Below are 23,493 nucleotides of genomic sequence, written 5' to 3' on the forward strand. Positions count from 1 at the left end.
TAAAAACTAAATATTACTTAATTATAATTAGGTTTTACTGATTAAATATTCCCATATTATCATTTTTATCTCATGATCCAATTCTATTTGTAATAATTTTTATACCTTGACCTTGTGATAAAGTTTTAAAAAATTGATTAATTTCTTCAAAATGTTCAATTATTATTGAAATTGCTGTAGTATAATCTGATTCTAAAATACCACCAGCAAACCCAGTCTCATCTTTTTTAGTAAAATCAATAATAATGTTATAAAATAATTTTTGAAAATTACTTTGATTTTCATCATTATATATTTGTTCCATATTCAAAAAAATATCATAACTAATTTTTATAATTATTCAATCGTGAGCAGCAAAACGATACGTTACTTCAAATTGATTTTCATCATTGAATGTTTGTTTATTACAAATTTCTTTAAAATTCATTTCATTAGCTAAGCATTTATAAGGATAATTTTTTTTAGCTAATACATAAATATTATCTTTATCATCAAATTTTACATTTGTAATAGATCTTGCTAATCCTGTCATTTGTTTAAATTCCATTTCATTAGTTAAACACTTATAAATTCCGTTTTTAAATCAAGTATAAGTGTTATTATTTTTATCAAATAATAAAGTACATGGCATGCCTGGTCATCCTAATATACGTTTAAATTCCATTTCATTAGCTAAGCATTTATAAATATGACCATCAATATCTATTAGATAAATATTATTATTTTTATCAATTGATATGCTTCTTGGTGTGTAATTATCTTCTATTGTCATTTTTTTTAATTTCATTTTGTTAGATAGACATTTATAAACACCATCAGTTTGTGCAACATAAATATTGTTTTCACTATCAAATACTATAGTACTTATCTGAATGTTATTATTATTATTATTATTTATTAATAAAATTTCTTTAAATTGAGTTTCATTAGCTAAGCATTTATAAAATTTATTATGTAAGTTTAATATATAAATATTATTTTTACTATCAACTCTTAGATCAACGCTACTGTTTATAATATTTTTTGTTGGTAAACCATTTAATTCTATAAAACTGTTTTTTTCAAATAAATATTTATAAACAATTGTTGTGTTATTATTTCAGTTTTTACTTAATATATAAATATTTCCAATATTATCAACAGCAAAACGGTATGATTCAATATTATAGTTATTATTTATTTCTGTTTTATAGTCAATTAAAATAAATTCATTTTCATTAGTTAAAAGTTTATAAATTATTTTATTATGATAATCATTATATTCAGTTGTTAAAGCATAAACATTTTTTTTGAAAAAAGTAAATATATTCTAAAATTATCTGCTTGACTTAAATAGATACCTCCTATTTTTTTAAATTCATTTTTATTGACTAGACATTTATAAATGCCATTAGTTTTTAAAGCATAAATATTATCTTTTGCGTCAAATTTTAAGCTTATTATTAATCCATTTATGCCTTTTATTTTTATGAATGTATTTTTATCATTAGTATATTTATAAATACCATCATTAGTTATTGAATATATTTCGCCTTTATTATTTTTATATAAATCAGAAAAAATAAAATCATTATTGCTTTGATGAACATTATTTTTTTTAAAACAATCATTTTGTAATGTGATTGTCCTTAAGTTAAAATTACTAATACAATTTTCAATAGTTATTGTAGATGCTAAGGTAGTTAATATTGTTAATATTTTTTTCATTAAAACTCTCCTTTTTGTTTTTTTCTATAACTTTTATAATAATAGGTTATTTTATATTTTAAGAACGTAAAAAAGAAAATGCAATAAAAGTATCTAAAAACTAAAAAAATAGTTTAATAGTAATTTTTGAATCTTGAAAATTATAAAAAAATATGTAATTAAAATTTTATTATTTATATTAGTTTTTTAATAATTGATTAGCGAAATATTTGGTCAATAACTCCACCACCAAGACAAATATCACCATCATAAAAAACAGCGGTTTGACCAGGCGTAATAGCGCGTATCTTTTCTGAAAATTCAACCTTAATTTCATCATTATTAATAAAATTAATAATAACAGCAACATCAGATTGACGATAGCGAAATTTTGCATTACATTTTAAAGAGTTTTTTAATGTACTATTATTAATTCAATTCAATGATTTAACAGTACAACCGCTATTCATTAGTCATTTATTTTCATTATCATTAGCAACATAAAGGATATTATTAGTAACATCTTTTTCAACAACAAAATACGGAACTTTCATTCCTGAAAGATTAATACCTTTTCTTTGGCCAAGTGTATAGTAGTAAACACCATTGTGATTACCAATAGTAGTTTTGGTATTAATATCAACAATTTTGCCCAGATTAGCTGGTAAATAATTTGTTAAAAATGTTTGAAAATTACGATTACCAATAAAACATATGCCAGTAGAATCTTTTTTTGTTGCTGTTGGTAAATTATATATTTTTGCTAATTCCCTAACTTCAGTTTTAGTTTTATTACCTAAAGGAAATAAACTATATTTTAATTGTTTTTGTGTTAATTGACATAAAAAATAACTTTGATCCTTATTATCATCAATTCCTTTTAATAACTGATATTGTTTAGTAATTGGGTTGTAGTTAATTCGTGCATAGTGCCCCATTGCAATATAATCTGCTTGTAAATTTTTTTGTGCATATTTTAAAAAAGCATCGAATTTAATATATTTGTTACATAAAATATCGGGATTGGGAGTACGGCTTTTTTTAAATTCTTCAAGAAAATAAGTAAAAACATTATCTCAATATTCCTTAACAAAATCAATTCTTTCTAATTTAATATTTAATTTTTGGCAAACAGCTAAAGCATCAAGATAATCTTGTTCTTGTGGACAAATATCTTGATTATTGTTACCTTGTAAATCATTATTTAAAAGTGAATCTCAATTACGCATAAAAAGACCAATAACTTCATGGCCTTCTGCTTGTAAAAGTGCTGCTGTTACTGATGAATCAACTCCACCACTCATACCAACAACAATGCGTTTTTTTTCTGTCATTTTATTACTCCTTAGTACTTTTCATAAATGCTTAATAATTGTAACAAATATATAATAAATACCCAAATAAATATTTTTAAATTATTGAATTTACATATTGATTATTAAGTGATAATCCTTTATACTAATGTTAAAACACATAAAAGCAATTTAACAAAATATGGTTTATAACCACTTTTGTAAAGTTTGTTACTAATGTGTTTTTTATGTTTTAATAAAGAAATAGAGAGAAGAGAAAAAATGCCACAAGAAGAAGAGTTATTAATAAATAATGATATAGATAGTAATATAGAAGCAAATACTATTAATAATAGTTGAAGTAGTTTAATATGAACAGATACTAAAAAAATAATTGGAACAGCTGGTTTATTAACAGCAGCAGTTGGTTTGAAAACTGTACAACGAGTATTTCAGGTAGCAGTTACTAGTATTGGATCATTTGATTGAAATAAAGTAAATCCTTTAAATAATTTAGTTGATTTTGGAGTAACTCCAGTACAATTGGTAATTAGTACACAAGCAATGAATTTATGAAAATGGGGAGCAGAAAAAATTTGACAAGAAGGAAGAACAGTATTTAATAGAACTGCTGATCAAGAAATGAGTCCACTTTTATCTTTATATTCCGAAATTGGTGTTGAAGAAGGTTATTCATGTCTTTCAAAAACATCTATTTTTGGAAAAATGCTAATAGCAAAAGTTGGATATTGAATTTCGAATCATTTTATGATTACTGCTTCTAGTATGTATTCAGTTGGTTCTTTAACTAGTTTAGCTGAATATTGAAGTAAAATTATTTATGGACCAAATATTTTATCAACAATTATACGAGCAGAAGTTTTATGTTATACTTCTATCTTAATAGATAAGGGTATAGAATATTTAACAAAAACACATATGTGGTTTGCTTTCAAAAGATATTTTAATTGTTTAAATAATAATATTAATGAAAATGATGAGTTAGAATCATTATTTTCTCAACAATCAAAATGTATGAGTCTTTTAAAAAGTGGTGGTTATTTAACAGCAATGGTAATAGCAACTATAATAGATAATGCAATTAAAACTGCAGCTGTTATGTATACTGCTGATAGATTACCAGAATTTGAATCTACATTTTTTCAAGTTCCAATGTTTGCTATTATGTTTGGTTTAATTATCAATGATACTATTGGTAATAAAGTATTAAATAAATATGCTAAAAAACAATGACAGAAATTTTTTAAGTCTACTCCAAATAATGAATTAGAGGAAATAGTAACTAATAGTAATTATATGAGTATTAATAGTAGTGATGAACGACAATTAACTAATAACTTTAATGATGAATTGGTGAGTGTTATTAATAGTATTAATGGTCCTGCATTTGGTGGTTGTCCTAGAAATCCTTCAATTGCATAAAATTTATTTGAATGAAAATAAAAAAAGTTAGAATAAACTATTCTAACTTTTTTTATAATTTACCAATTTCTAAACTTCCCAGTGTACTAATAGCACGTACATAAATTAACATTGATTTTCATAATTCGTCAACTTTAATACATTCATTATATTGATGTTCAGTTGAGTTAGTATGATCAAATATTGCACCAAATGCTACACAATTTGGCATTGCTCTAGCATAAGTTCCACCACCAATTGTAATTGGTTTTGCTTTTTTATCACCAGTAACTTCTTGATAAATTTCCATTAATTTAATAATAATTGTTGATTCTTGTGGCATATATAATGGTTTATCATAATGTTGTTGTTTTATTGTTAAATTATAAGGTTTTAATATTTTTGTTAATCTATTTAAAATTTCTTGTAAATCAGTTTTAACTGGAATACGGATATTACATCCTAATTTTGAATTTTTGCTATTAATTTCAACGATGCCAACATTAATAGTAAAACTTCCAGATTCATCATCTAAATCACCAAAATATTTTGTTAAAGCAGTATCTTCTTGTAAAATATCACCAACAAATTTAATTAGATTGTGTTCAATTTTAAGTTCATTTAAAATTAATAAACTTCTTAATCCTGCATTAATTCCTTCATCTGGTCGTGACCCATGTGCTGGTTTACCATGAATGGTAATTTGTTGATTATTATTTTCAATTCGATAGTTCTTATTTTTCCCAATTTTAACAAATGATTCAATATCAACACCATTAATATTACTAGTAGAACAAGTGACATTGTAAGCATCACCTGCATTAATAACAATGGATTTATGACCTGTACCAATAATATCTAAGTTAATAATTCCTTTTTCAGCATATACTAGCGGAAACATACCATCAGGAGTAAAACCAAAATTTGGAGTACCTTCTTGCTTCATATATGTGTTAATTGAATCTCATGTTGTTTCTTCAGTTAAACCAAAGATAACTTTAATTCGACGATTTGGTTGATAACCATGATCTTTTAAATATTTTAAACAGTATAGAATAATAATTGTTGGACCTTTATCATCTAATACACCTCGTCCATATAAAATATCATTAATAATTTCTGGCGAAAAAGGTGAAATTTTTCATTCTTCTAAATTACCTGGTGGTACAACATCAAGATGACCTAATATGGCAAATATTTCTTTACCCTCACCATATTCTAAATATCCATATTTATTGTTTTTGTCACGATAAGTTTTAAAACCTAATTCTTGCCCTAAATTAATAGCATAATCTAATACTTCTTTAACACCAGGCCCATAAGGTGCTGTTGTTGTGGGTGGTTGAGCATATGATTGAATTTTAACAATTTCTTTTATTTTTGTTAGTGCTTGCGGAAAATATTTTTCTTTTAACAATTTTTCATTGAATTTCATATTTATTCACTCCTTGATATATAAATTTAAATAGTAGTATTAGTTATAATATCAACTATTAAATCATTTAACAATAATCAGGAACTATTTGTGCAAGATAAATGATTATTTTTTATTTTTATTTGTTTATTTTTGATTAATTTACTAATCAGTGGCTGCTCTAGAATGTTATCACTTTTGTTAAATTTTATTCCCCTTTTTAGTAATAAACCTTGTATTAATTTTTGGATTAAAATTTCATTTGTTGATAAGATACTATTTTTTTGATTGTTATTATTAATGTTATTGCTATTAGTAATTATTATTGCTTTATCTTCTGTTTTAATATATGAAACAGCATTTGGACCAATTCCATAATAGTTTTCTAATAAACAATATGCAATAATATATTTTGATTGATTATTAGTATTTTTACTATAACTATAGTATTCATAGTTATCATATTTGTGTTTTTTTAAGAAATTATTAATGTATCTTTTAATAGTAAGATTTTGTTTGTGATTATAACTATCATAGCTAATATGAGGTGTTTTTAATTGCATACATATTTGTAAATCATTATTAACATCAATTACTGTTTGATGAGGAAGATTATATTTTAAATCAATTGAGAAATTATTAATTTTTAAGTTAATAGCATCATTAATAATTTTTATACTTTGTTGATAATTAAATTTGTTATTTAATTGATTTTGAAAACTAATTATTTTTCAAATTAAACGATTAATTTGAAATTTGGAAAATAATTGTAGAGTTGTGAAATTAGTATTATTAATAGTACATTCAAAGTTGTATTCTTTGATAGTGGTTGTCAATGGTTTAAGTAGTATTAATAATTGTTCTAAAAAAATAATTGGTAAAACTGACTTATTTTTGTTAGCAAGATAAATTGTTTTTAAGTTTAATTGGTATTTATTTATTATATGTGTTAATTCTTTTTTAATACTTTCTATAAAATAAGAATAGTTAGTATTTACTTCATGTTTAAAATTAGGTATTTCTATATATAAATGTTCAATAGTAGTTTGTGTATTCATAAATAAATGATACTATATTTTGGAATGGCAACCCTTTTTAGGACTGTTTTTTGGTAGACACTTGTTTTTGATAATTAACTGGAGTTAGGTAGTTTAAGGTGCTGTGAATTCTTATGTTGTTGTATCAATTGATATAATCAAATAATTCTAATTTTAATTTGATTAATGATGTAAAATTTTTATCATTAATAAATTCAGTTTTGAAAGTTTTAAAAGTTGCTTCAGCAACAGCATTGTCATAAGGACAGCCTTTTTTGCTTAAAGATCGAGTTATGTTGAATGCTAATAAAAGTTTATCAATAGTTTTATTATTAAATTCGTTACCGCGATCGCTATGAAATATTTCAATATCTTTTAAACAGCGATTTGAGTGCATAAATGCTTGATATACTAATGATGCATCTTTTTTAGTACCTACACTATGTCCAATAATTTCGCGGTTAAATAGGTCTATTAATAAGCAAATATAGTTTCACTTACCATTAACTTGAACATAAGTTAAATCACTAACAATAACTTCATTTTTAATTTTATTATTAAAGTTTCTATTAACAAGATTGGTAATTTGACTATCATTGACTTTATTATGATGATTTTTGAATGATAATTTAGTGTATTTTGATATTAAATTATGCTTATTCATAATTTGTTTAATTTTTCTGCGTGATAAATAAATTTCTTGGTTTGCTAGTATGACTTTTAATCTTCTAGTACCATAAACTTCTTTATTTTCTTTAAAAGCACTAATAACAGCTTCATCATAAATATTATTTTGATTTTTATTTTTTTTCTTTAAATTAAAATAATATGTTGATTTAGAGAGTTTTAAAAAACGACACATTGTGCGAATTTTATATTTAGATTTATTATTTGCAATAATTTCTATTTTCTGCCTATTATTAGTGCTGCTTGCTTTAAAATATCATTTTCCATTCGTAATTGTTTTAATTCTTTATTTGCTTGAATTAATTGTTTTTCTAAATCAGAAAGATTATCTTTGGTTTTAAAACTGCCTGAATTAGTAAATTGCTTAATTCATTTATAAGTAGCCGCTCTTGTAACGTTATATTCTTTAACAAGACAAGATACTGACTTGCCACTTTGATATAAAGCTACTATTTGTTTTTTAAATTCATCTGAATATGAGTTAATATTGGCCATAATTATTTTCCTTTCTTTTAACTAATTTGTGAACTTGTCTACGTAATTAGTGTCCAATAAAGTGTAACCCATCCATTTATTATGTTCTTGCTTTTCAATGTTGTTCTTTCGCAATATTTTTATTTCCTTTTGAAGAAATTTTAGTTTTTCAAGAAGGGTAATTTTCACCTTTACTTTTTGCATTAACAATATTCATTGGATCTAGATTATATAATTCAGTTGTTCCTTGTTGACTAGTAGGACGATGTAGAACAATAGTTCAAGAGTAAGTTTCTAAGTTATCTGCTGCGCTATAATCAGTGGTAAATGAATCACGAAACATTCAAGCACCACTATAATCTTTACGATATAATTTATCACTAACACCATCAATTATTTCCGCTTTTTCTCAAACAGCTTCAATTTGTTCTAATGTTCAATGGTGAGTAGTAACTTTTTGCACTTCGATTGTTTCTTTTTTTGTTTTTGTGTTTGTTTTATCTATTATTGGTTGTGTTTCTTCAACAGTTATTGTTGTTGCTTGTTCATTAAAATTAGATGTTTCAGATTCAGAATAACTACTGTCTTTAACATCAAAACCACCTTGATTTTTTGGTTGGTAATTAGTTTCGGTATTAATATTACTTTCTGTTGTTGGTGATTTTGAATATATTGTTGTATCTTCTACACTTGTTTTTTCAACTGTTGGTTCTGAATATATTGTTGTATTTTCAATATTATCATTTATTTCTTCTTCATTTGTAATAGATTCGGATTTAAGATTAGTAAGAGTACCTGGTGTTGGTGAAACAGTTTCGGCATGATAGGCACCTTGCGTTGGTGTTTGTGATAGTTCATGATTAGTATAATGGACAGTTGCTGTTGAAGGGTTAGTGATTATTTTTTCTTGTGTTAGATCTTGTTTAAGAACACTATTGTTAGTTTCTTGGTTTGCTATTTGTTGTTCTTCATTATTTTGAGTTACTGGTATTGGTACGACGTTAGGAAGCGTTATCGTATCATCAACTTCTTGTTTTGCTATTACTGTTTCTTGTTTTGCTTTTGGTTTAGCAATAGGCATTAATAGTGTATTTGATTTGTATTTAGAGGTAATATTAATAATTAATCAAAGACTGTGGATTAATAAAAGTATTGCAAATAGTTCAGCCAACATTCATGGTAAAAAAGCTATTAGAAAGTTACCAGTTGTATTTATTATTTCGCCGTCTTTTTTATTAGCTAAGAAAGTAAAAGTTTTAAATCTAAAAATAAAAAATACAATAAGAAAGATAACAAATATTGCTGAAAAAATAAAACTTATTAAACAAAAAAGTGCTGATACACTATTTTTAGTTTTTAAAAAAATAAAAGGTACGACTACTAATGCTAAAGATAAACCAGAGACTATGAAAACAATAATACTTATTATATTGAAACTAATTTGTAAATTAGAATTAGGTTGTTGTGGATTATTGAATCATTTAATATAGTTATCAACTGCATCTCGACCAATAGTTGCTCATAAAGCCCAACCTATCATTAAACTTGTGGTAATTAGAAGGCCATTAATAAGAATTGTTAATTTGCTATATAGACCAATACGATAAATTTTTGGTTCTTTCATTGAACTAGAATTTATTTCCTCTATCATAAAAATACCCCAATCTATTTTTAATATACTTACTCTTTTTATAATTATATCAAATTAAAAATTAAGATAGTGTCGTGTAATTAATTGGACTGGAAAAATGAATAATATTAATATATTATTCTATTAATATTGGTTTTTTAAATAAAATGAAAGTCTTTTTATTAAGATGATAATATTTACTTTCATTTTATAATGTTAATAAAATTAGTAACAAGCATATTTATTGATAGATTAAAAAAATAAACTATAATTTTAATTACTAATTTAATAAAGTTAATTCCTAATATAGAAATTTATCTATATTAGGAATTTTTATTAAATTAAAGTTTTAGAGAAAAGGAAGATAAAAAGATATGTTAAATAAAACAGTAAAATAAATAAAAATAATAATTTTCGAATAACTATGTTATTTAAATAATGAATTTATTAATAGTTAAAATATTAGGCATTAATGGAGAACTTGGTCATATAATAAAATTAAATAAGATTATTAATTTGAATGGAGAAAATTTATGAATAAAGAAAAAAGTCAAACAAAGATTAGTCATTTAGATAGATTAAAGTTAAAAACATCACCTAATAAAAAAGCAGCTGCGTTAAAAATACTTTAAGTAGCAGCAACACAAGTATTTCGTAAAGAATTAACAACAGAAATAACTATTTCAAAGCAATTATTAGGATTAGAAAAAGAATGGTTACAGTCAGTAGTATTGAATTGTATTAATAAAGATTCTAAGCAAATAATTTGAACTCAAAATATTTCTTTATCCATTGATGAACTATGTTTATCATTTGGTATGTATAAATTAAGTATTACTTTGAAAAATCCAAATAAAGAGGAATCTAATTATTCTGGTTTATTAAATACAAATGATAAATCTGAAGAAACAATAGTATATGAGTTATTATTTGATGGAAAATGATTTAAAATAAATGATATTGAAAGTTCCAATATGAATTTGGCAGAAAGATTAAAATACAAAATTAATGAATTAGAAAGTAATTTAGAATGTGATAGTGATTTTGATGACATTGAAAAAAAAGATATCAACGCAATTGATTTACAAACTCAATCATCAACAGTTAAATCTAAATTAAATTTACCAAACTTGTAAAAAATATTATATGGAAAAAAGATTTCAATTGAAATCTTTTTTTCTATATTTGAAAAATATTAAAAAGTTTATTGCATAATTTTAAAACTTTAGCAAAAATAAGTGTAAACTAAATAAACCTATTGTTTTTTATTTTTAAAATAATGGGTTTTTATTTAAATAAGGGGGAATCAAAATGAGTTTACAAACAAAAACTATTATTGAAGAAGAATTAAGAAATGTAGCAGATTTAACATGATTTACTAAAAATTTTATTAGGTGTCATCAAAATTGACATCATGGTGAAACATGTAAATTTGAAAATCATTTTGATGAAAAAGATAAAAAATGTTTTCAATTTAGAACAATTATCGAAAAACCAAATAATGAAAACTATTTTATTTATGATGAAATAGTAAAAATAAAAGATAAAACCTTTTTTTTATTAAGATTACATGATGATAAAAGAAAAAAAGTTTGAGAATTATTAATTTATTTTGAAAATAATGAAATTGTTCAACAAATTAGACATTTACGTTATAAGCAATTTTTAAATGAAATTAAAAATAATGAAGAGCTTATAAAAAAAGAATCTAAACATACAACTATCATTAGAACACCATTTTTAGAATTTGTAAGAACTATTACAAATCAAAAACAAGATAATATTACAGAAGAAGTACAAGATAAATATTGAATTTTTAAAAGGTTTATATGAAAGATTTTTCATGGTTTAATATTTTTTATTGCGTGGGGTGCCACATCTCCTATTGCTAAAATAATTATCACACCAATAATTAGTACATTTGTTGTGTCAAGTGCTATTATGGGTTGATTACCTTTTACTATTGCTGGTATTGTTGCTGGTATTTGTTACAAAATTTTATGTGAATGTGCTAAAAAATTAAGACCAGTAATGTCTTCAATTGTAAAAGACAAGTATCAACTTGAATTAGAACAAAAAATAAAAGAACTAGAAAATAACTCAAATAATTTAAAAGAAGAAGTTCAATATTTAAAAGACATATTTTTAAATTCAAAAGAAGTAATAGAAGAAAGAATTTTAAACTGTTTGCTACAAACTAGAGAAAAAAATGAATCAAAAACTTTTAAAACTTGCAAAAAAGAATTAAATCGAAAATTTAAAAGAAATAAATTTTCAAAAAAATATTACCAATCAATCAATAAATGAAACGAAAAATGACAAGAAAATATTGCATTTTCAAAATATTTAGAACCTAAACATATAAAAAAAATAAAAGATGTTTTTACTGAAAATAAAAAAGAAAAGTATCAAATTGAATCCGAAGAAAAAACAAAAGAAATATGATCAGAATTTCAAGAATGAAAAAATAAACTAAAAGAGTTAGAAAAAGAAACTAGTGAAACTAGAGTAAATGGATTTATTCCAGAAGAAGATAATAGACAAAAATCACCAGCTAGAACTATGAAAAGAATGGGTCTATAACTTTAAAAAAATATTACAACTTTAATTTACCAAATTTATTACTCTATACACAATATTGAAAATTTGGTAAATTAGTTTTATTTTTTATTTGAAAGTTATATAATAACACATAAGTAGTTACAAAATACTTAGATTTTAGAGAAAGGAGAAAGTATTAAAGAAGGGAGAAATAGAAAGAAATATGCAATTTTATTTACAAGCTGATGTTGGTCAAGCTGTTATAAATACATTAAAAGCTTGAGGATTTTGAAGTGCAATTTTAGCAACGATATTTGTAATTTTTTTAGGTTGATTTTTAACGAAGAGAGGGACATTTAAAAAAGACTGAGAAGCGGTTTTAATTAAAATTGTTATGGTTGTTGGTTTACCATCTTTAGCTTTTGATGGTTTTATGACAAATACAACAACAGAGCAAGTTAAAACGCAAGTTGCAATTTTACTAGTTGGTTTTTTATTCTATATGATACTGGGAATAGTTGCTAAATATTTTTATATTAAATATGATAAGGATATTCAAGATACATTAGCAATGTGTACTGTATTTGCTTCAACAACATTTTTTGGAATTCCTGTAGTAACAGCACTATTTGATAATGGAGCTGCCACCTTACCGGCTAATATTTTTAATATTCCATATCGAATATTTTTATATTCATTAGGGTTTATTGTAATGAGCAAACCTATTAAAGCAGCAGTAGTAACAAAAGGACAAACTGGTGCTGATTTTATTGTTGATACAAAACTAAATACTGATGGATATGCACAAATTAAATCAGAAATGAAAGTAATAAAAAGAGAAAATTTAATAAAGAATGTAAAGCAGATTTTTTTAAATCCAATTTTAATTGCAACTATGGTTGGATTTATTTTTTGAGTTACACAATTAATTCCTGGAATTGCTATTGTTCCTGATCAAAATGATATTACTAGTGGTCAATATTTTTCACCATTACGATTAGATAATACATTTCCACCATTGTTTAAAGTAACAAAAACTTTAGAGGCATTATGTACGCCATTAGCATGATTGGCAATTGGAATTACTTTAGCAAAAGGTAATTTTAAAGATGCTGCACAAGATAAAAAAGTATGATTTGGAATGGTAATGAAAATTATTTTTGCACCATTATTTGGTTTAGCATTAGTTTGTGCAGTTGCGGCAATTGGAAAAGAAACTGGAGCATGAAAATTAGATACTGTTGGATTAGGCGTTATTGTAATCATGTTAGCAGCCCCCCCAACATCAGTTATTGTTGCCTATTCAATTGCTTATAAAAAACAGCCATTGTTAACAAGTAATTTAACATTAATTGCTACATTATTTTCAATTATTTCATTACCATTTTGAGTAATTATTACTACAGCGATTGGCGCAACACCGTTATTTAGTTAAAATATAAACAAAAGAAAGGGAATAAAAATATGGCAAAAAAAATTAAAATGGTTTGTTATGGTGTTCGTAAAACAGAAAAGCTTTTTTTTGAAACATTAAATAAAAATTATGGATATGATTTAACGTTAATTGAAGAGTATTTAACAAAGGATAATATTGAAACGGCAAAGGGACATGAAGCAGTAATGGTTCGTGCTAATTGTGACTGTTATGAGCAAAATTTATTAAAAATGAAAGAATATGGCGTTAAATATTTATTAACTAGAACTGTTGGTTATAATCATATTGATTTAAAAAAAGCTCATGAATTAGGTTTTGAAATGGCATATGTACCTGGTTATTCGCCCAATGCTGTTAGTGAATTAGCAGTAAGTATGGGAAACGGCTTACTTCGAAATTTATTTTATAGTGCTAATCATCAACAAAATCATAATTTTAAAATTGATGATTTTATGTTTGCCAAAGAAATTCGTAATTCAACAATAGGTATTATTGGAACTGGCCGTATTGGTTATCAAGCAGCTAAGGCATGACATGGAATGGGAGCAAAGGTATTGGGATATGATATTTATGAAAGTGATCAAGCAAAAAGTATTCTAACTTATTGTGATTTAAAAACTTTAATTAAAGAATCGGATTTAATTTCATTACATTGTCCATATATTAAAGAAGAAAATTATCATTTAGTTGACAAGAATTTTTTAGCAAAAATGAAGCCTGGATCAGTTTTAATTAATGTAGTTCGTGGTGAATTAATGGATTTAGACGCAGTTTATGATGCAGTTAAAAGTGGTCATTTAAAAGGTGTTGGTTTGGATGTTTTAGAAAATGAAAGCAAAGTTTTTTTCAAAGATTTTGCTGGAAAACCAACTCCCGATAATATTACAAATAAATTATTATCATTATATCCGCGTATTATTGTGACACCACATATTGGATCATATACTGATGAAGCTGTTAAAAATATGATTGAAATTACTTATGAAAATTTAAAAGTAATTTTATCTGGTCAAGAATGTAAAAATAAAATTTAATTTAATAATTGATTATAGTTATTTTACATACTGTATATGAAAAAGGTAATATAAATTTTAAAATATACTGATCTATTATGTTATAATAACATCAAACTTAATATAAGTTTTTTACCTATTTACTTTAAAATAAAGTAAATAGGTTTTTTATTCTAAATTTCAAATAAGAAAGATTAAAAGATATGTCCATTATAGAAAAAAGAGAAAAATTAAATAATAAAGTAAAAAATAATGTTACTCCCATTGAACTTATTGCAGTGGGTGCTGCAGCGGGTAGCACTATTGGAGTTATTACTGGTGCTGCAAAAGTTGTTGGTATTGGTGTTGCGGCTGTTAATTTAGTTGCTTCTACGGTTGCTAATGTTGCTACTAATGTGGCCTCTATTACTTGTGCAGCCGGAGGAGTTGCTATTCTTGGTGCTCCTACTATTATTGGTTTAGTTGCTGGTGGAGTTGCTGTTGGTGCCATTAGTGGTGCTATCGGTGGTGGTTTTGAAATAACTCAAATGTTAGCAAAAAAAGATGATGAAAAACAAGAAGAGCAAAAATTAGATTTTGAAGATTCAAAAAAATTATAAATTCAAATTTAGAAAATTTATATTCTTCAACAAGTGTATACAATTCTAATACATCAACAATGTAAAAGGTAATTTATTAAAACATATCAATTTCTTCTTTACTAAAAAATAAAATATATTTTTTAAATTTATTACTTTAAAATAAAGTAATAAATTTTATTTTAATTTTATAGTAGAAAAATGAAAAAATTATTCTTTTTATTACACATTTTTACACTAATAATTTTATATTTATTTTATTTATTAAAAATAAAATAAATAATTGTTTTTTTAAAAAAATATTATATAATTTTATTTGTATTATTTAACTTAAAGTTTAGTATAAATAAACAAAAGGAGAAAATAATCAATATGAAAATTGGAAGAAAGTTAAAAACTTTAAGATTGAAACACAATTTAACTATGGAAGAGTTAGGGAAACGTTGTGATTTATCAAAGGGATTTATTAGTCAGTTAGAGCATGATGTTTCTTCACCCAGTATTGAAACACTAAAAAGTATTTTAGACATTTTTGATTGTCCATTATCAACCTTTTTTGCTGGTGAAGTAAAAGAAAAAATAGTTTTTAAATCACAAGATGTTACTGTTAGTGACGAAGAAGATTATCAAATAAAATGAATTATTCCTAATGCTCAAAAATTAACATTAGAACCAGTAATTTTAACTTTAAAACCATTTGGTAATTCAAATAAAATTCCGCCATTTCAAGGTCAGATCTTTGGATATGTATTAAGTGGAACAGTATTTGTTCATTATGGTGCAACGAGAGTAAAAGCAGTAGCTAATGAAGCATTTTATATTAAAGGTAATGAAAAACATTATTTAGAAAATCCCAATAATTCAATTGTAACTATTTTATGAGTTTCAAATCCGCCAATTTTTTAAACCATTTAAAGGAGTAAATTATGAGTGTAAATATTTTAGAATTACGTAATATTACCAAAGAATATGATGGTAAAGTTGTTTTAAAAGGAATTAGTTTAAATATTCATGAAGGTGAATTTCTTACCATTCTTGGTCCTAGTGGTTGTGGAAAAACAACATTATTAAGGATTATTGCTGGTTTTGAACAACCAAACAATGGTCAATTATTGTTTAAAGGTAAGGATTTAACTAAAATTCCAATTCATAAAAGAGAAATAAATACTATTTTTCAAAATTATGCTTTATTTCCACATTTAAATGTTTTTGATAATATTGCTTATGGTTTAAAGTTAAGAAAAATTGATCGTGAAAAAATCAAAAAAGAAGTTAAAAAAGCTTTAGATTTGGTTAAATTAAATGGTATGGAAGATAAAGATGTTAATGATTTATCTGGTGGTCAAAAACAAAGAGTAGCAGTAGCTAGAGCATTAGTTCTTAATCCTAAAATTTTATTATTAGATGAACCTTTTGCTGCTTTGGATTTGAAATTACGTCAACAAATGCAAGTAGAATTAAAAAAAATTCAAGAAGAAATTAATATTACTTTTATCTTTATTACTCATGATCAAGAAGAAGCATTTATTATGTCAGATCGGGTAGTTGTTTTAAATCAAGGTCAAATTCAACAAATTGGGACACCACAAGATATTTACAATGAGCCTGAAAATAAATGAACATCACAGTTTGTTGGTAGCTCGAATGTTATTGAAAATGGTGTATTTGTTAATGATTATTGTGTTCGTTTTGACGGTAAAAAATTTGCATGCTCTGATACTGGTTTTGGTGAACAAGAACGTAATATTGATATTGTTATTCGACCAGAAGATATTGATTTAGTTAATGCAGGTAGTGGTTTTTTTGATGGAACTATTAAAACTATTGCTTTTAAAGGATTATTATGAGAAATTGAAATTATTGCTAATAAACGCAAATGGATAGTTCATACTACTGATAATTTTGAAGTAGGTAACCGTGTTGGTTTAAAATGAAATGTTGAAGATATTCATGTTATGTGAAAGGAAATTGAAGAGTAAAATGAAAAATTTGTTTAAACGTAATATTAAAACACAAATTTTAAAATCACAAGATATGTTAGTTAATAATTCAAATCCAGAAAAAATTATTGATAATCAAAATAAAAAAAAGTATAGATTTAAAAAATGGTTTAAACTTAAAAAAAATAATGTTTCTTTACAAGAGGTAGCAAAAAATAAATCGAAAATGAAACGAGTAAAAAAGAAAAAAGCATTGTTATGTTGAAAAAAAACAAACCAAAAAATAAGTTTTATTAAAAATAAAATCAAAGATAAATCAGTAAATTTTGGTTTTAAATCATGAGTTACGCTTGCTTATCCATATTTATTGGTGATGGTAATTTTAATTGTATTGCCATTATTAATTGTAATTTTATATTCAATTATTAAAGCAACTAATAATGCTTGAATATTTCGTTTTACATTTAGTAATTTTAATGATTTTTTTAAAGAAAATAGTTATGTTATGGTTTTATTACGTTCAATTGGTTATTCATTTGTTGCCACTTTAATTGCTGTTATTTTTGGTTATCCCATTGCTTATATTATGGCTTTTATGTCCACAAAAATTGCTTCAAAAAATATTTGGGTTTTAGTTACTTTACCAATTTGAATTAACATTTTATTACGTACAATTGGATTACAAATTATTTTTAGTATTTTAGGTCCTAATGTTTTATTAGGAACTCCAATTGGTATTATTTTAGCAATGGTTTATATGTTTATGCCTTTCGTTATTTTACCAATTTATAATTCTTTAGAAAAAACAGATCGCAATTTATTAGAAGCAAGTCAAGATTTAGGAGCTTCTAAGATGAAAACATTTTGAAAAGTTACCTTTCGTTTTTCAGTGCCTGGTATTGTTTCTGGTTTTACTTTAATGATGTTAAGTGCTATGACTTCACTAGTAGTAGTTAAATATATTGGTGAAGGAAAAACTATTTTAATTGCAAATATTATTGAATCATATTTTTATCGTGGTGCTAATTTTGCTTATGGTGCTGCTATTTCTGTTATTTTAGGTATTATTGTTTTAATTATTATTTTTACTTTAAAAGCGATTGGTAGTTGAGCTACTGGTAAAAAAATAGGAGGTATTAATTAATGAGATCTTTTTTTAAAAATAGTTATTTAGCTATTATCTTTTTATTATTTTATACTCCAATTTTAGTTTTAATGATATTCTCTTTTAATGGTGGCGATTCAGTTCGCAGTTGAAATTCTTGATCATTGCAACCTTATTATGATTTATTTCAACAAAGTGAACTTTGAGAATCAGTTAGTGTAACATTAATTGTTGCTTTTATTTCTACTTTTGTTGCTGTTATTATTGGTACGTTTGCTGCTTTGGGTTTAAGTAAAACAAAAAAAATAACACGTAATATTACTTTAGGGATTACTAATATTCCTTTAGTTAATGCTGATATTGTTACTGCTGTTTCTTTAATGTTATTATTTATGGCATTTGGTTTTAGTTTTGGTCTTGGAACATTAATTTTCGCTCATATTTCTTTTAATATTCCTTATGTTATTATTACTGTTTTACCAAAAATTAGATCAATAAATATGTCACAATTAGAAGCAAGTCAAGATTTAGGAGCGACCCCTTGATATACGCTACGTAAAATTGTATTACCAACAATTAAACCGGCAATAATTGCCGGTGCAGCTATTGCGTTTGCTATGAGTTTTGATGATTTTTTAATTTCTTATTTTACTGGCGGTAATACTTCTAACGTTTCAACTTTTATTTATTCTTTAAAACGAATTAAGCCTTATATTAATGCTTTTTCAACAATAATTATTTTATTAATTGCAGTACTTATTATTTCTTGAAATACTTATATTCTTTGCAAAAAACAAATTAAACAACGTAATGAAAAAATTGATAAAGGTATTTATCATGATAAAAAAATTATTAAAACTGAGAAGTTGTTAACTAAATATTATTTACAATTAAATGGTTTTAACTATAAAAAGGTTAAGAGTAAAGGTAGAAAACGTAAATCATTATATAGTGATGGTAATTTTGAAATTGTAACTGAGCAAGATATTATTAAAATTCAGGATTATATTAAAAATCACCCGAAACTTATTAATCAAATTTCTAAACTTGAAGCAAAACTTGAGATGGAATCAATTTGAATTGAACATATAAAGAATAAGATTAAAAAAAAGAAAGAGTTAAAAGAAGAACGCTCAAAATCAAGAAGAGAGAAATATCGTTTTTTACTATGACCGTGAAAATTAATTATGATTAGTATCATCTTATTATCAAGTTTTATTAGTTTGGGTGCTTTCTATATTTATACTAATGTTTATGATTTATCAATTGCTAATTGAGGCGAATATATGAATCCCAATATTTTAAAAGAATTTGAAAATAAATATCAAGTTAAAATAAAATATTCAACTTTTGATGATAATGAATCATTGTATGCTAAATTGTATACTACTAGTTATGATGTAATGGTTCCTAGTGATTATATGGTGGCTAAATTAGCAAGTGAAGATAGACTTTTTCCAATTGCATCAAAAAATTCTGCAGGTGATATTGAATATGATAGTAGAATTGATTTTAATCCCAAAGAAGATATAAATCATGATTTATATGAATTAATGAATAATTATCGAGTTGAAAATAGTGATGGAATTTTAAATAAATTTGGTTTAAATAGTTATAGTATTCCTTATTTTTGAGGTGATGTTGTATTAGTAATTAATACTACTAATACAAATAATCTTAGTGATCTTGGTATTAAAGCTGATGGTTCAAATGTTCAATGAAGTGTTTTAACAGATGCTGCAAAATTGGGTAAACGTATCGTTTTAAATGATGATATGCATAACTTATTTATGACTGCGCTTACTGATTTACACTATAAAAATAAATGAGGAGAAAATACTGGTTCAGATCAATATAATCAAGTAGGAAATGAATTTTCTGATAATATTAATGCTCATAGTCCAATTGAAATTAAAGATGCAAGTGATTGGTTAGAACCAGTTATCAAAAATAAAAATACAAAATTATTAAATGATGATATTGTTGATGAAATTAGTAATGAAAATAAGTGGGATGTAGCAATGATGTATAACGGTGATTTATTATCTGCAATTGCTGATGATCCTGCTTCTTATAATGGTAAGTACCTTGTTGTTAGACCATATATGGGGACTAATGTTTGAAATGATGATATGGTAATTAGTAAAGATTCTCCTCATAAAGATTTAGCTTTTAAATTTATTAATTATATAATGCAAAAACAAACACAAGTTGATTTAAGTAGTGAATTTGGTTATACTTCACCTTTACAAGCAGCTATGGATGAAGTTAGTACTAATTTTTCAGCAGAAATTTGAAAGCATGTATATATTCCAAAAAATGGTCAATTACCCGATCCATTAGATCCAAGTAAGCATCATGAAGGATATTTTAACGGTTTATATACTCGTAGTTTTGACCCACAAATGCAAACTGCTTATAATAGATTATTAGCACGTTAATAAAATAAATTGTAATATTAAGTTTAAAAAAATATAAAAAAATATTGTAACTTATAGTATAATTTAATACGAAAGGGGTTAATTCATTGTGGCACGTCGTAAAAAGTGAGAAAAAGAAGACAAAGAAAAAATATGAAACTATTCTATTCAAAAAATGGAGAAATATTTTAAAGGATTATCTGAATTTTGAACATTGAATGTGCAAGCTCCTTGTCCGTGATGTTGTTTGCCAATGATAAAAGGTGCTTATCAAGGTGAACAACCAACTTCAGCATTTGCTTGAAATATTGATCACATTGATGGTGATCCAAATAATAATAGTTTAGAAAATTTACAACCAATGCATGTTGAATGTAATATTAAAAAAAATTAATCATAAATTAAAAATTCAATGACTATTTAATTCAATCATTGAATTTTTAATTTAATTTTTTTCTTAATTAAGAAAAATTATTTTGAAAATTATTTTACTATTAGTGTTCTTTTTAATTAAAAATATTCAATCTTTTTTTAAAAAGAATATGTCAATATCGAGTGAAAATTTCCCAAAATACTTATCAAAAAAACTAAATTATTTTGGGAAATTTAAACTATTTCAGTAAAATACACAAATTTTAAATAATCCTGAAAATTTTAGTTTCTATTTTTTATAATATAGAAATATTTAATATTTAAAAATTTATTAATTATAATATTGTTAAAAACTAAATATAGTTTTTAACCCATTGTTTTATTTTTAAACAAATAGGTTTTTATTTTGAAAGGATAGTTTATATGGAGACCAATTCATGAAATGATAGTATGCTATCGGTAATTATTAATAACATAACTACTTTACCATCGGTAATCTCAACTCCTGTATCAAAAATATTCAATAAAATAACAACAACTGAAATGACAAATTTCAATAATCAAACTAATAATGCTAATAATACTAGTACTGAACTTTTTGAAACAAAAAAAGATATATGAACAAATATTAAAAATTATTTAACTAATTTTTATGAGTCAGATTATTTTTGACCAACAACAGGTTTTATTGGTTATGGATTAATTACAACATCAATTATTATTGGTTATTGTATTTATAATTGTAAAATAAATAACAATAAAAAAAACTTATTAAAAGAACTTGAAAAAGAATAAATAAATTCAATGGAGTTGACAAATCAACCTTCAACTAGTGGATATAATAATCGTGCTTTTTTTGCCTAAATTTTTTCAATTAACAATGAAAGTTCTTTTTTTCTAGTATTTTATAAAATACTAGAAAAAAATAAAAAAAGAGTTACTAATGCTCTTGGATTTCAAAAAGACAAATCAAAAGTAAACAGTGAAGCTTCAACAAGCAAAAGTCAAAGTTCTAGTAGAAAATCACAAAAAAATGTAAAAGAGGAAGATATTGAATTTGTAATCTCTTTATATCTTTAAAATCAATTTTAAAGCACCAAATTTGCTCATATACAAACATTTTAAAAATTTATATGGTTTAGTATTCAAAAAATGTAAATCTTATATAACTTTAATTAGGAATTATTGATATCCATATCTTCAAGGATGATTTTTATTGGGTATATAAACTTTTTTAGTTTTTATCAAGTTGTCTTTAATAATTGGTTTTAGTGCTATTTCTTTTAGTTCATATATTTGATTATTGTAACTAAGATATAATTCATTAATAAACGATTTAAGTACAATTACATCAATTCGAGATTGTATGTATTGAACTTTGTTATTTTTATAAGGAAAATATTTTTTACCATAATATGTTATAGTTGAACCACTATCTGTTTTTCTTTTAGAAAATCTTGAAAGATAAATATTTATTTCTTCTTGTGTAGGAGCTTTAACCATAGCAGATTTATTATCATCAATAGGAAAGGCAAACTGTTTATTAAAAACGTTTATGTACATTTTGAGAAATTGATTAGCTTCATCTAATGTTTTAATTTTATTAAGTCGTAATTCACTAATTAATCGACTTTGAAGTGTTCCAAATAAACGTTCAATTCTACCTTTAGCTTGTGGAATTGAAGTTCTAATTATTTCAACACCCAAATCATTACAGCATTTTTGGAATTGAGTATAAGTGTCATTTTCTGTGTTTATTTTACCTGAATCAATTTTTTTCTTATATCCAAAAACTGTTCTATTATCAGTATAAAATGTTTTTGGTATGCCATAATTAGTTAAAATTTGATAAAAAACATTATAATAACCATCTAATGTTTCTTGATGATCAAATCATAGTCCAACAATATTTCCTGTAGCATCATCAATTGCAGCATGTAAAAATGATTTTGGTTTATCGTTACCAAATCAATGATGATTACTTGCATCCATTTGAATTAATTCACCAAAATTTGTTCTTCGATTTCTTGTTGGATGTAAGTTATTTTTTTTATTTTTATGTCTTTTTGGTGAAGTAATTTTTTCTTTGATTAATATAGTATAAAGTGTGCTATATGAAATTTTAATTTTTTCTTCATTCATTAATTTCTCATGAAAATGTTGAAAATTAAAATTATAATATTTTGTTTTATACAAGTTGATAATCTTAATTTTGATTTCAAAATTTGTTGCCTTATTAGAAATTTTATTGCGAGATTTATGAATAAAACCAACTTTACCTTCTCTATTAAAAATTTGAATTAATTGGTTAATTCTTCTAATAGTTAGATTAAGTTTATTCTTGGCTTGATGTTTAGATAATTTATTAATAATAATATCATTTATAATTTTGTACTTATATTTTTCTTTCATAGTCATGCTTCTTTCCATTTTTATCACCAAGTATA

Annotated in this window: 19 protein-coding genes; 11 read left to right on the forward strand and 8 right to left on the reverse strand. The window is 24.2% G+C overall.

Features of this window, described 5'->3' with window-relative positions; all coding sequences use genetic code 4:
* Positions 1-34: 34 nt before the first annotated feature.
* From AACK96_RS03275 to mnmA, 3 genes are all read right to left on the reverse strand, one after another.
* Positions 35-787 carry a hypothetical protein gene (locus tag AACK96_RS03275; protein WP_338975008.1) on the reverse strand — a complete coding sequence of 251 codons (753 nt, stop codon included), beginning with the start codon at positions 785-787 and terminating at the stop codon, positions 35-37.
* Between the two features lie 482 nt (positions 788-1,269).
* A complete protein-coding gene (locus AACK96_RS03280; protein ID WP_338975009.1) occupies positions 1,270-1,707 on the reverse strand; it encodes a hypothetical protein in 438 nt (145 codons plus the stop codon).
* A gap of 197 nt (positions 1,708-1,904) precedes the next feature.
* On the reverse strand, positions 1,905-3,020 hold the full coding sequence (gene mnmA / locus AACK96_RS03285; protein ID WP_338975010.1) for a tRNA 2-thiouridine(34) synthase MnmA: 1,116 nt from the start codon (positions 3,018-3,020) through the stop codon (positions 1,905-1,907).
* A gap of 240 nt (positions 3,021-3,260) precedes the next feature.
* Here mnmA and AACK96_RS03290 point away from each other — a divergent pair, with 240 nt between their 5' ends.
* A complete protein-coding gene (locus AACK96_RS03290; RefSeq protein WP_338975011.1) occupies positions 3,261-4,421 on the forward strand; it encodes a hypothetical protein in 1,161 nt (386 codons plus the stop codon).
* A 52-nt stretch (positions 4,422-4,473) separates the two neighbouring features.
* On the opposite strand, the gene AACK96_RS03295 is transcribed toward AACK96_RS03290, so the two are convergent.
* The 5 genes from AACK96_RS03295 to AACK96_RS03315 form a co-directional block, all read right to left on the reverse strand.
* The gene (locus AACK96_RS03295) at positions 4,474-5,835 is read right to left on the reverse strand and encodes a Sapep family Mn(2+)-dependent dipeptidase (RefSeq protein WP_338975012.1); all 1,362 of its coding nucleotides are present in this window, start codon (positions 5,833-5,835) and stop codon (positions 4,474-4,476) included.
* Positions 5,836-5,861: 26 nt separating this feature from the next.
* Positions 5,862-6,872 carry a hypothetical protein gene (locus tag AACK96_RS03300; RefSeq protein WP_338975013.1) on the reverse strand — a complete coding sequence of 337 codons (1,011 nt, stop codon included), beginning with the start codon at positions 6,870-6,872 and terminating at the stop codon, positions 5,862-5,864.
* A gap of 37 nt (positions 6,873-6,909) precedes the next feature.
* Positions 6,910-8,033, reverse strand: a protein-coding gene (locus tag AACK96_RS03305; RefSeq protein ID WP_338973306.1) for an IS3 family transposase whose coding sequence is annotated in 2 segments (ribosomal slippage) — positions 6,910-7,790 and positions 7,790-8,033 — 1,125 coding nt in all. Because the reading frame shifts where the segments join, the coding sequence is not laid out codon by codon here.
* Between the two features lie 79 nt (positions 8,034-8,112).
* Positions 8,113-9,663, reverse strand: a complete 1,551-nt coding sequence (locus AACK96_RS03310; protein WP_338975014.1) for a hypothetical protein — start codon at positions 9,661-9,663, stop codon at positions 8,113-8,115.
* Positions 9,664-10,270: 607 nt separating this feature from the next.
* A complete protein-coding gene (locus tag AACK96_RS03315) occupies positions 10,271-10,435 on the reverse strand; it encodes a hypothetical protein (RefSeq protein ID WP_338975015.1) in 165 nt (54 codons plus the stop codon).
* Positions 10,436-10,460: 25 nt separating this feature from the next.
* On the opposite strand from AACK96_RS03315, the gene AACK96_RS03320 reads away from it, so the two are divergent.
* The 10 genes from AACK96_RS03320 (at position 10,461) to AACK96_RS03365 (ending at position 21,068) form a co-directional block, all read left to right on the forward strand.
* Positions 10,461-10,778, forward strand: a complete 318-nt coding sequence (locus AACK96_RS03320) for a hypothetical protein (protein WP_338975017.1) — start codon at positions 10,461-10,463, stop codon at positions 10,776-10,778.
* 175 nt (positions 10,779-10,953) lie between these two features.
* Positions 10,954-12,225, forward strand: coding sequence for a hypothetical protein (locus AACK96_RS03325; RefSeq protein ID WP_338975018.1), 1,272 nt, complete (start codon positions 10,954-10,956; stop codon positions 12,223-12,225).
* A gap of 181 nt (positions 12,226-12,406) precedes the next feature.
* Entirely contained in the window at positions 12,407-13,618 is a 1,212-nt protein-coding gene (locus AACK96_RS03330) for an AEC family transporter (RefSeq protein WP_338975019.1), read from the forward strand.
* Positions 13,619-13,647: 29 nt separating this feature from the next.
* Positions 13,648-14,652 carry an NAD(P)-dependent oxidoreductase gene (locus AACK96_RS03335; protein WP_338975020.1) on the forward strand — a complete coding sequence of 335 codons (1,005 nt, stop codon included), beginning with the start codon at positions 13,648-13,650 and terminating at the stop codon, positions 14,650-14,652.
* 182 nt (positions 14,653-14,834) lie between these two features.
* Positions 14,835-15,230: a hypothetical protein gene (locus AACK96_RS03340; protein ID WP_338975021.1), complete on the forward strand. Its 396-nt coding sequence runs from the start codon at positions 14,835-14,837 to the stop codon at positions 15,228-15,230.
* Between the two features lie 351 nt (positions 15,231-15,581).
* Positions 15,582-16,115, forward strand: a complete 534-nt coding sequence (locus AACK96_RS03345; RefSeq protein WP_338975022.1) for a helix-turn-helix domain-containing protein — start codon at positions 15,582-15,584, stop codon at positions 16,113-16,115.
* A 20-nt stretch (positions 16,116-16,135) separates the two neighbouring features.
* Positions 16,136-17,188, forward strand: coding sequence for a spermidine/putrescine ABC transporter ATP-binding protein (potA, locus tag AACK96_RS03350; protein ID WP_286640486.1), 1,053 nt, complete (start codon positions 16,136-16,138; stop codon positions 17,186-17,188).
* Between the two features lies 1 nt (position 17,189).
* A complete protein-coding gene (potB, locus tag AACK96_RS03355) occupies positions 17,190-18,293 on the forward strand; it encodes a spermidine/putrescine ABC transporter permease (RefSeq protein WP_174481536.1) in 1,104 nt (367 codons plus the stop codon).
* Positions 18,293-20,695, forward strand: coding sequence for an extracellular solute-binding protein (locus AACK96_RS03360; protein ID WP_338975023.1), 2,403 nt, complete (start codon positions 18,293-18,295; stop codon positions 20,693-20,695). The genes potB and AACK96_RS03360 overlap by 1 nt, the downstream gene beginning before the upstream one ends.
* Positions 20,696-20,783: 88 nt before the next feature.
* Positions 20,784-21,068 carry an HNH endonuclease signature motif containing protein gene (locus AACK96_RS03365; protein WP_252319983.1) on the forward strand — a complete coding sequence of 95 codons (285 nt, stop codon included), beginning with the start codon at positions 20,784-20,786 and terminating at the stop codon, positions 21,066-21,068.
* Positions 21,069-23,493: the final 2,425 nt, after the last annotated feature.

The organism is Spiroplasma endosymbiont of Tricholauxania praeusta (genome assembly GCF_964019535.1).
Taxonomy (GTDB): domain Bacteria; phylum Bacillota_I; class Bacilli_A; order Mycoplasmatales; family VBWQ01; genus Spiroplasma_E; species Spiroplasma_E ixodetis_A.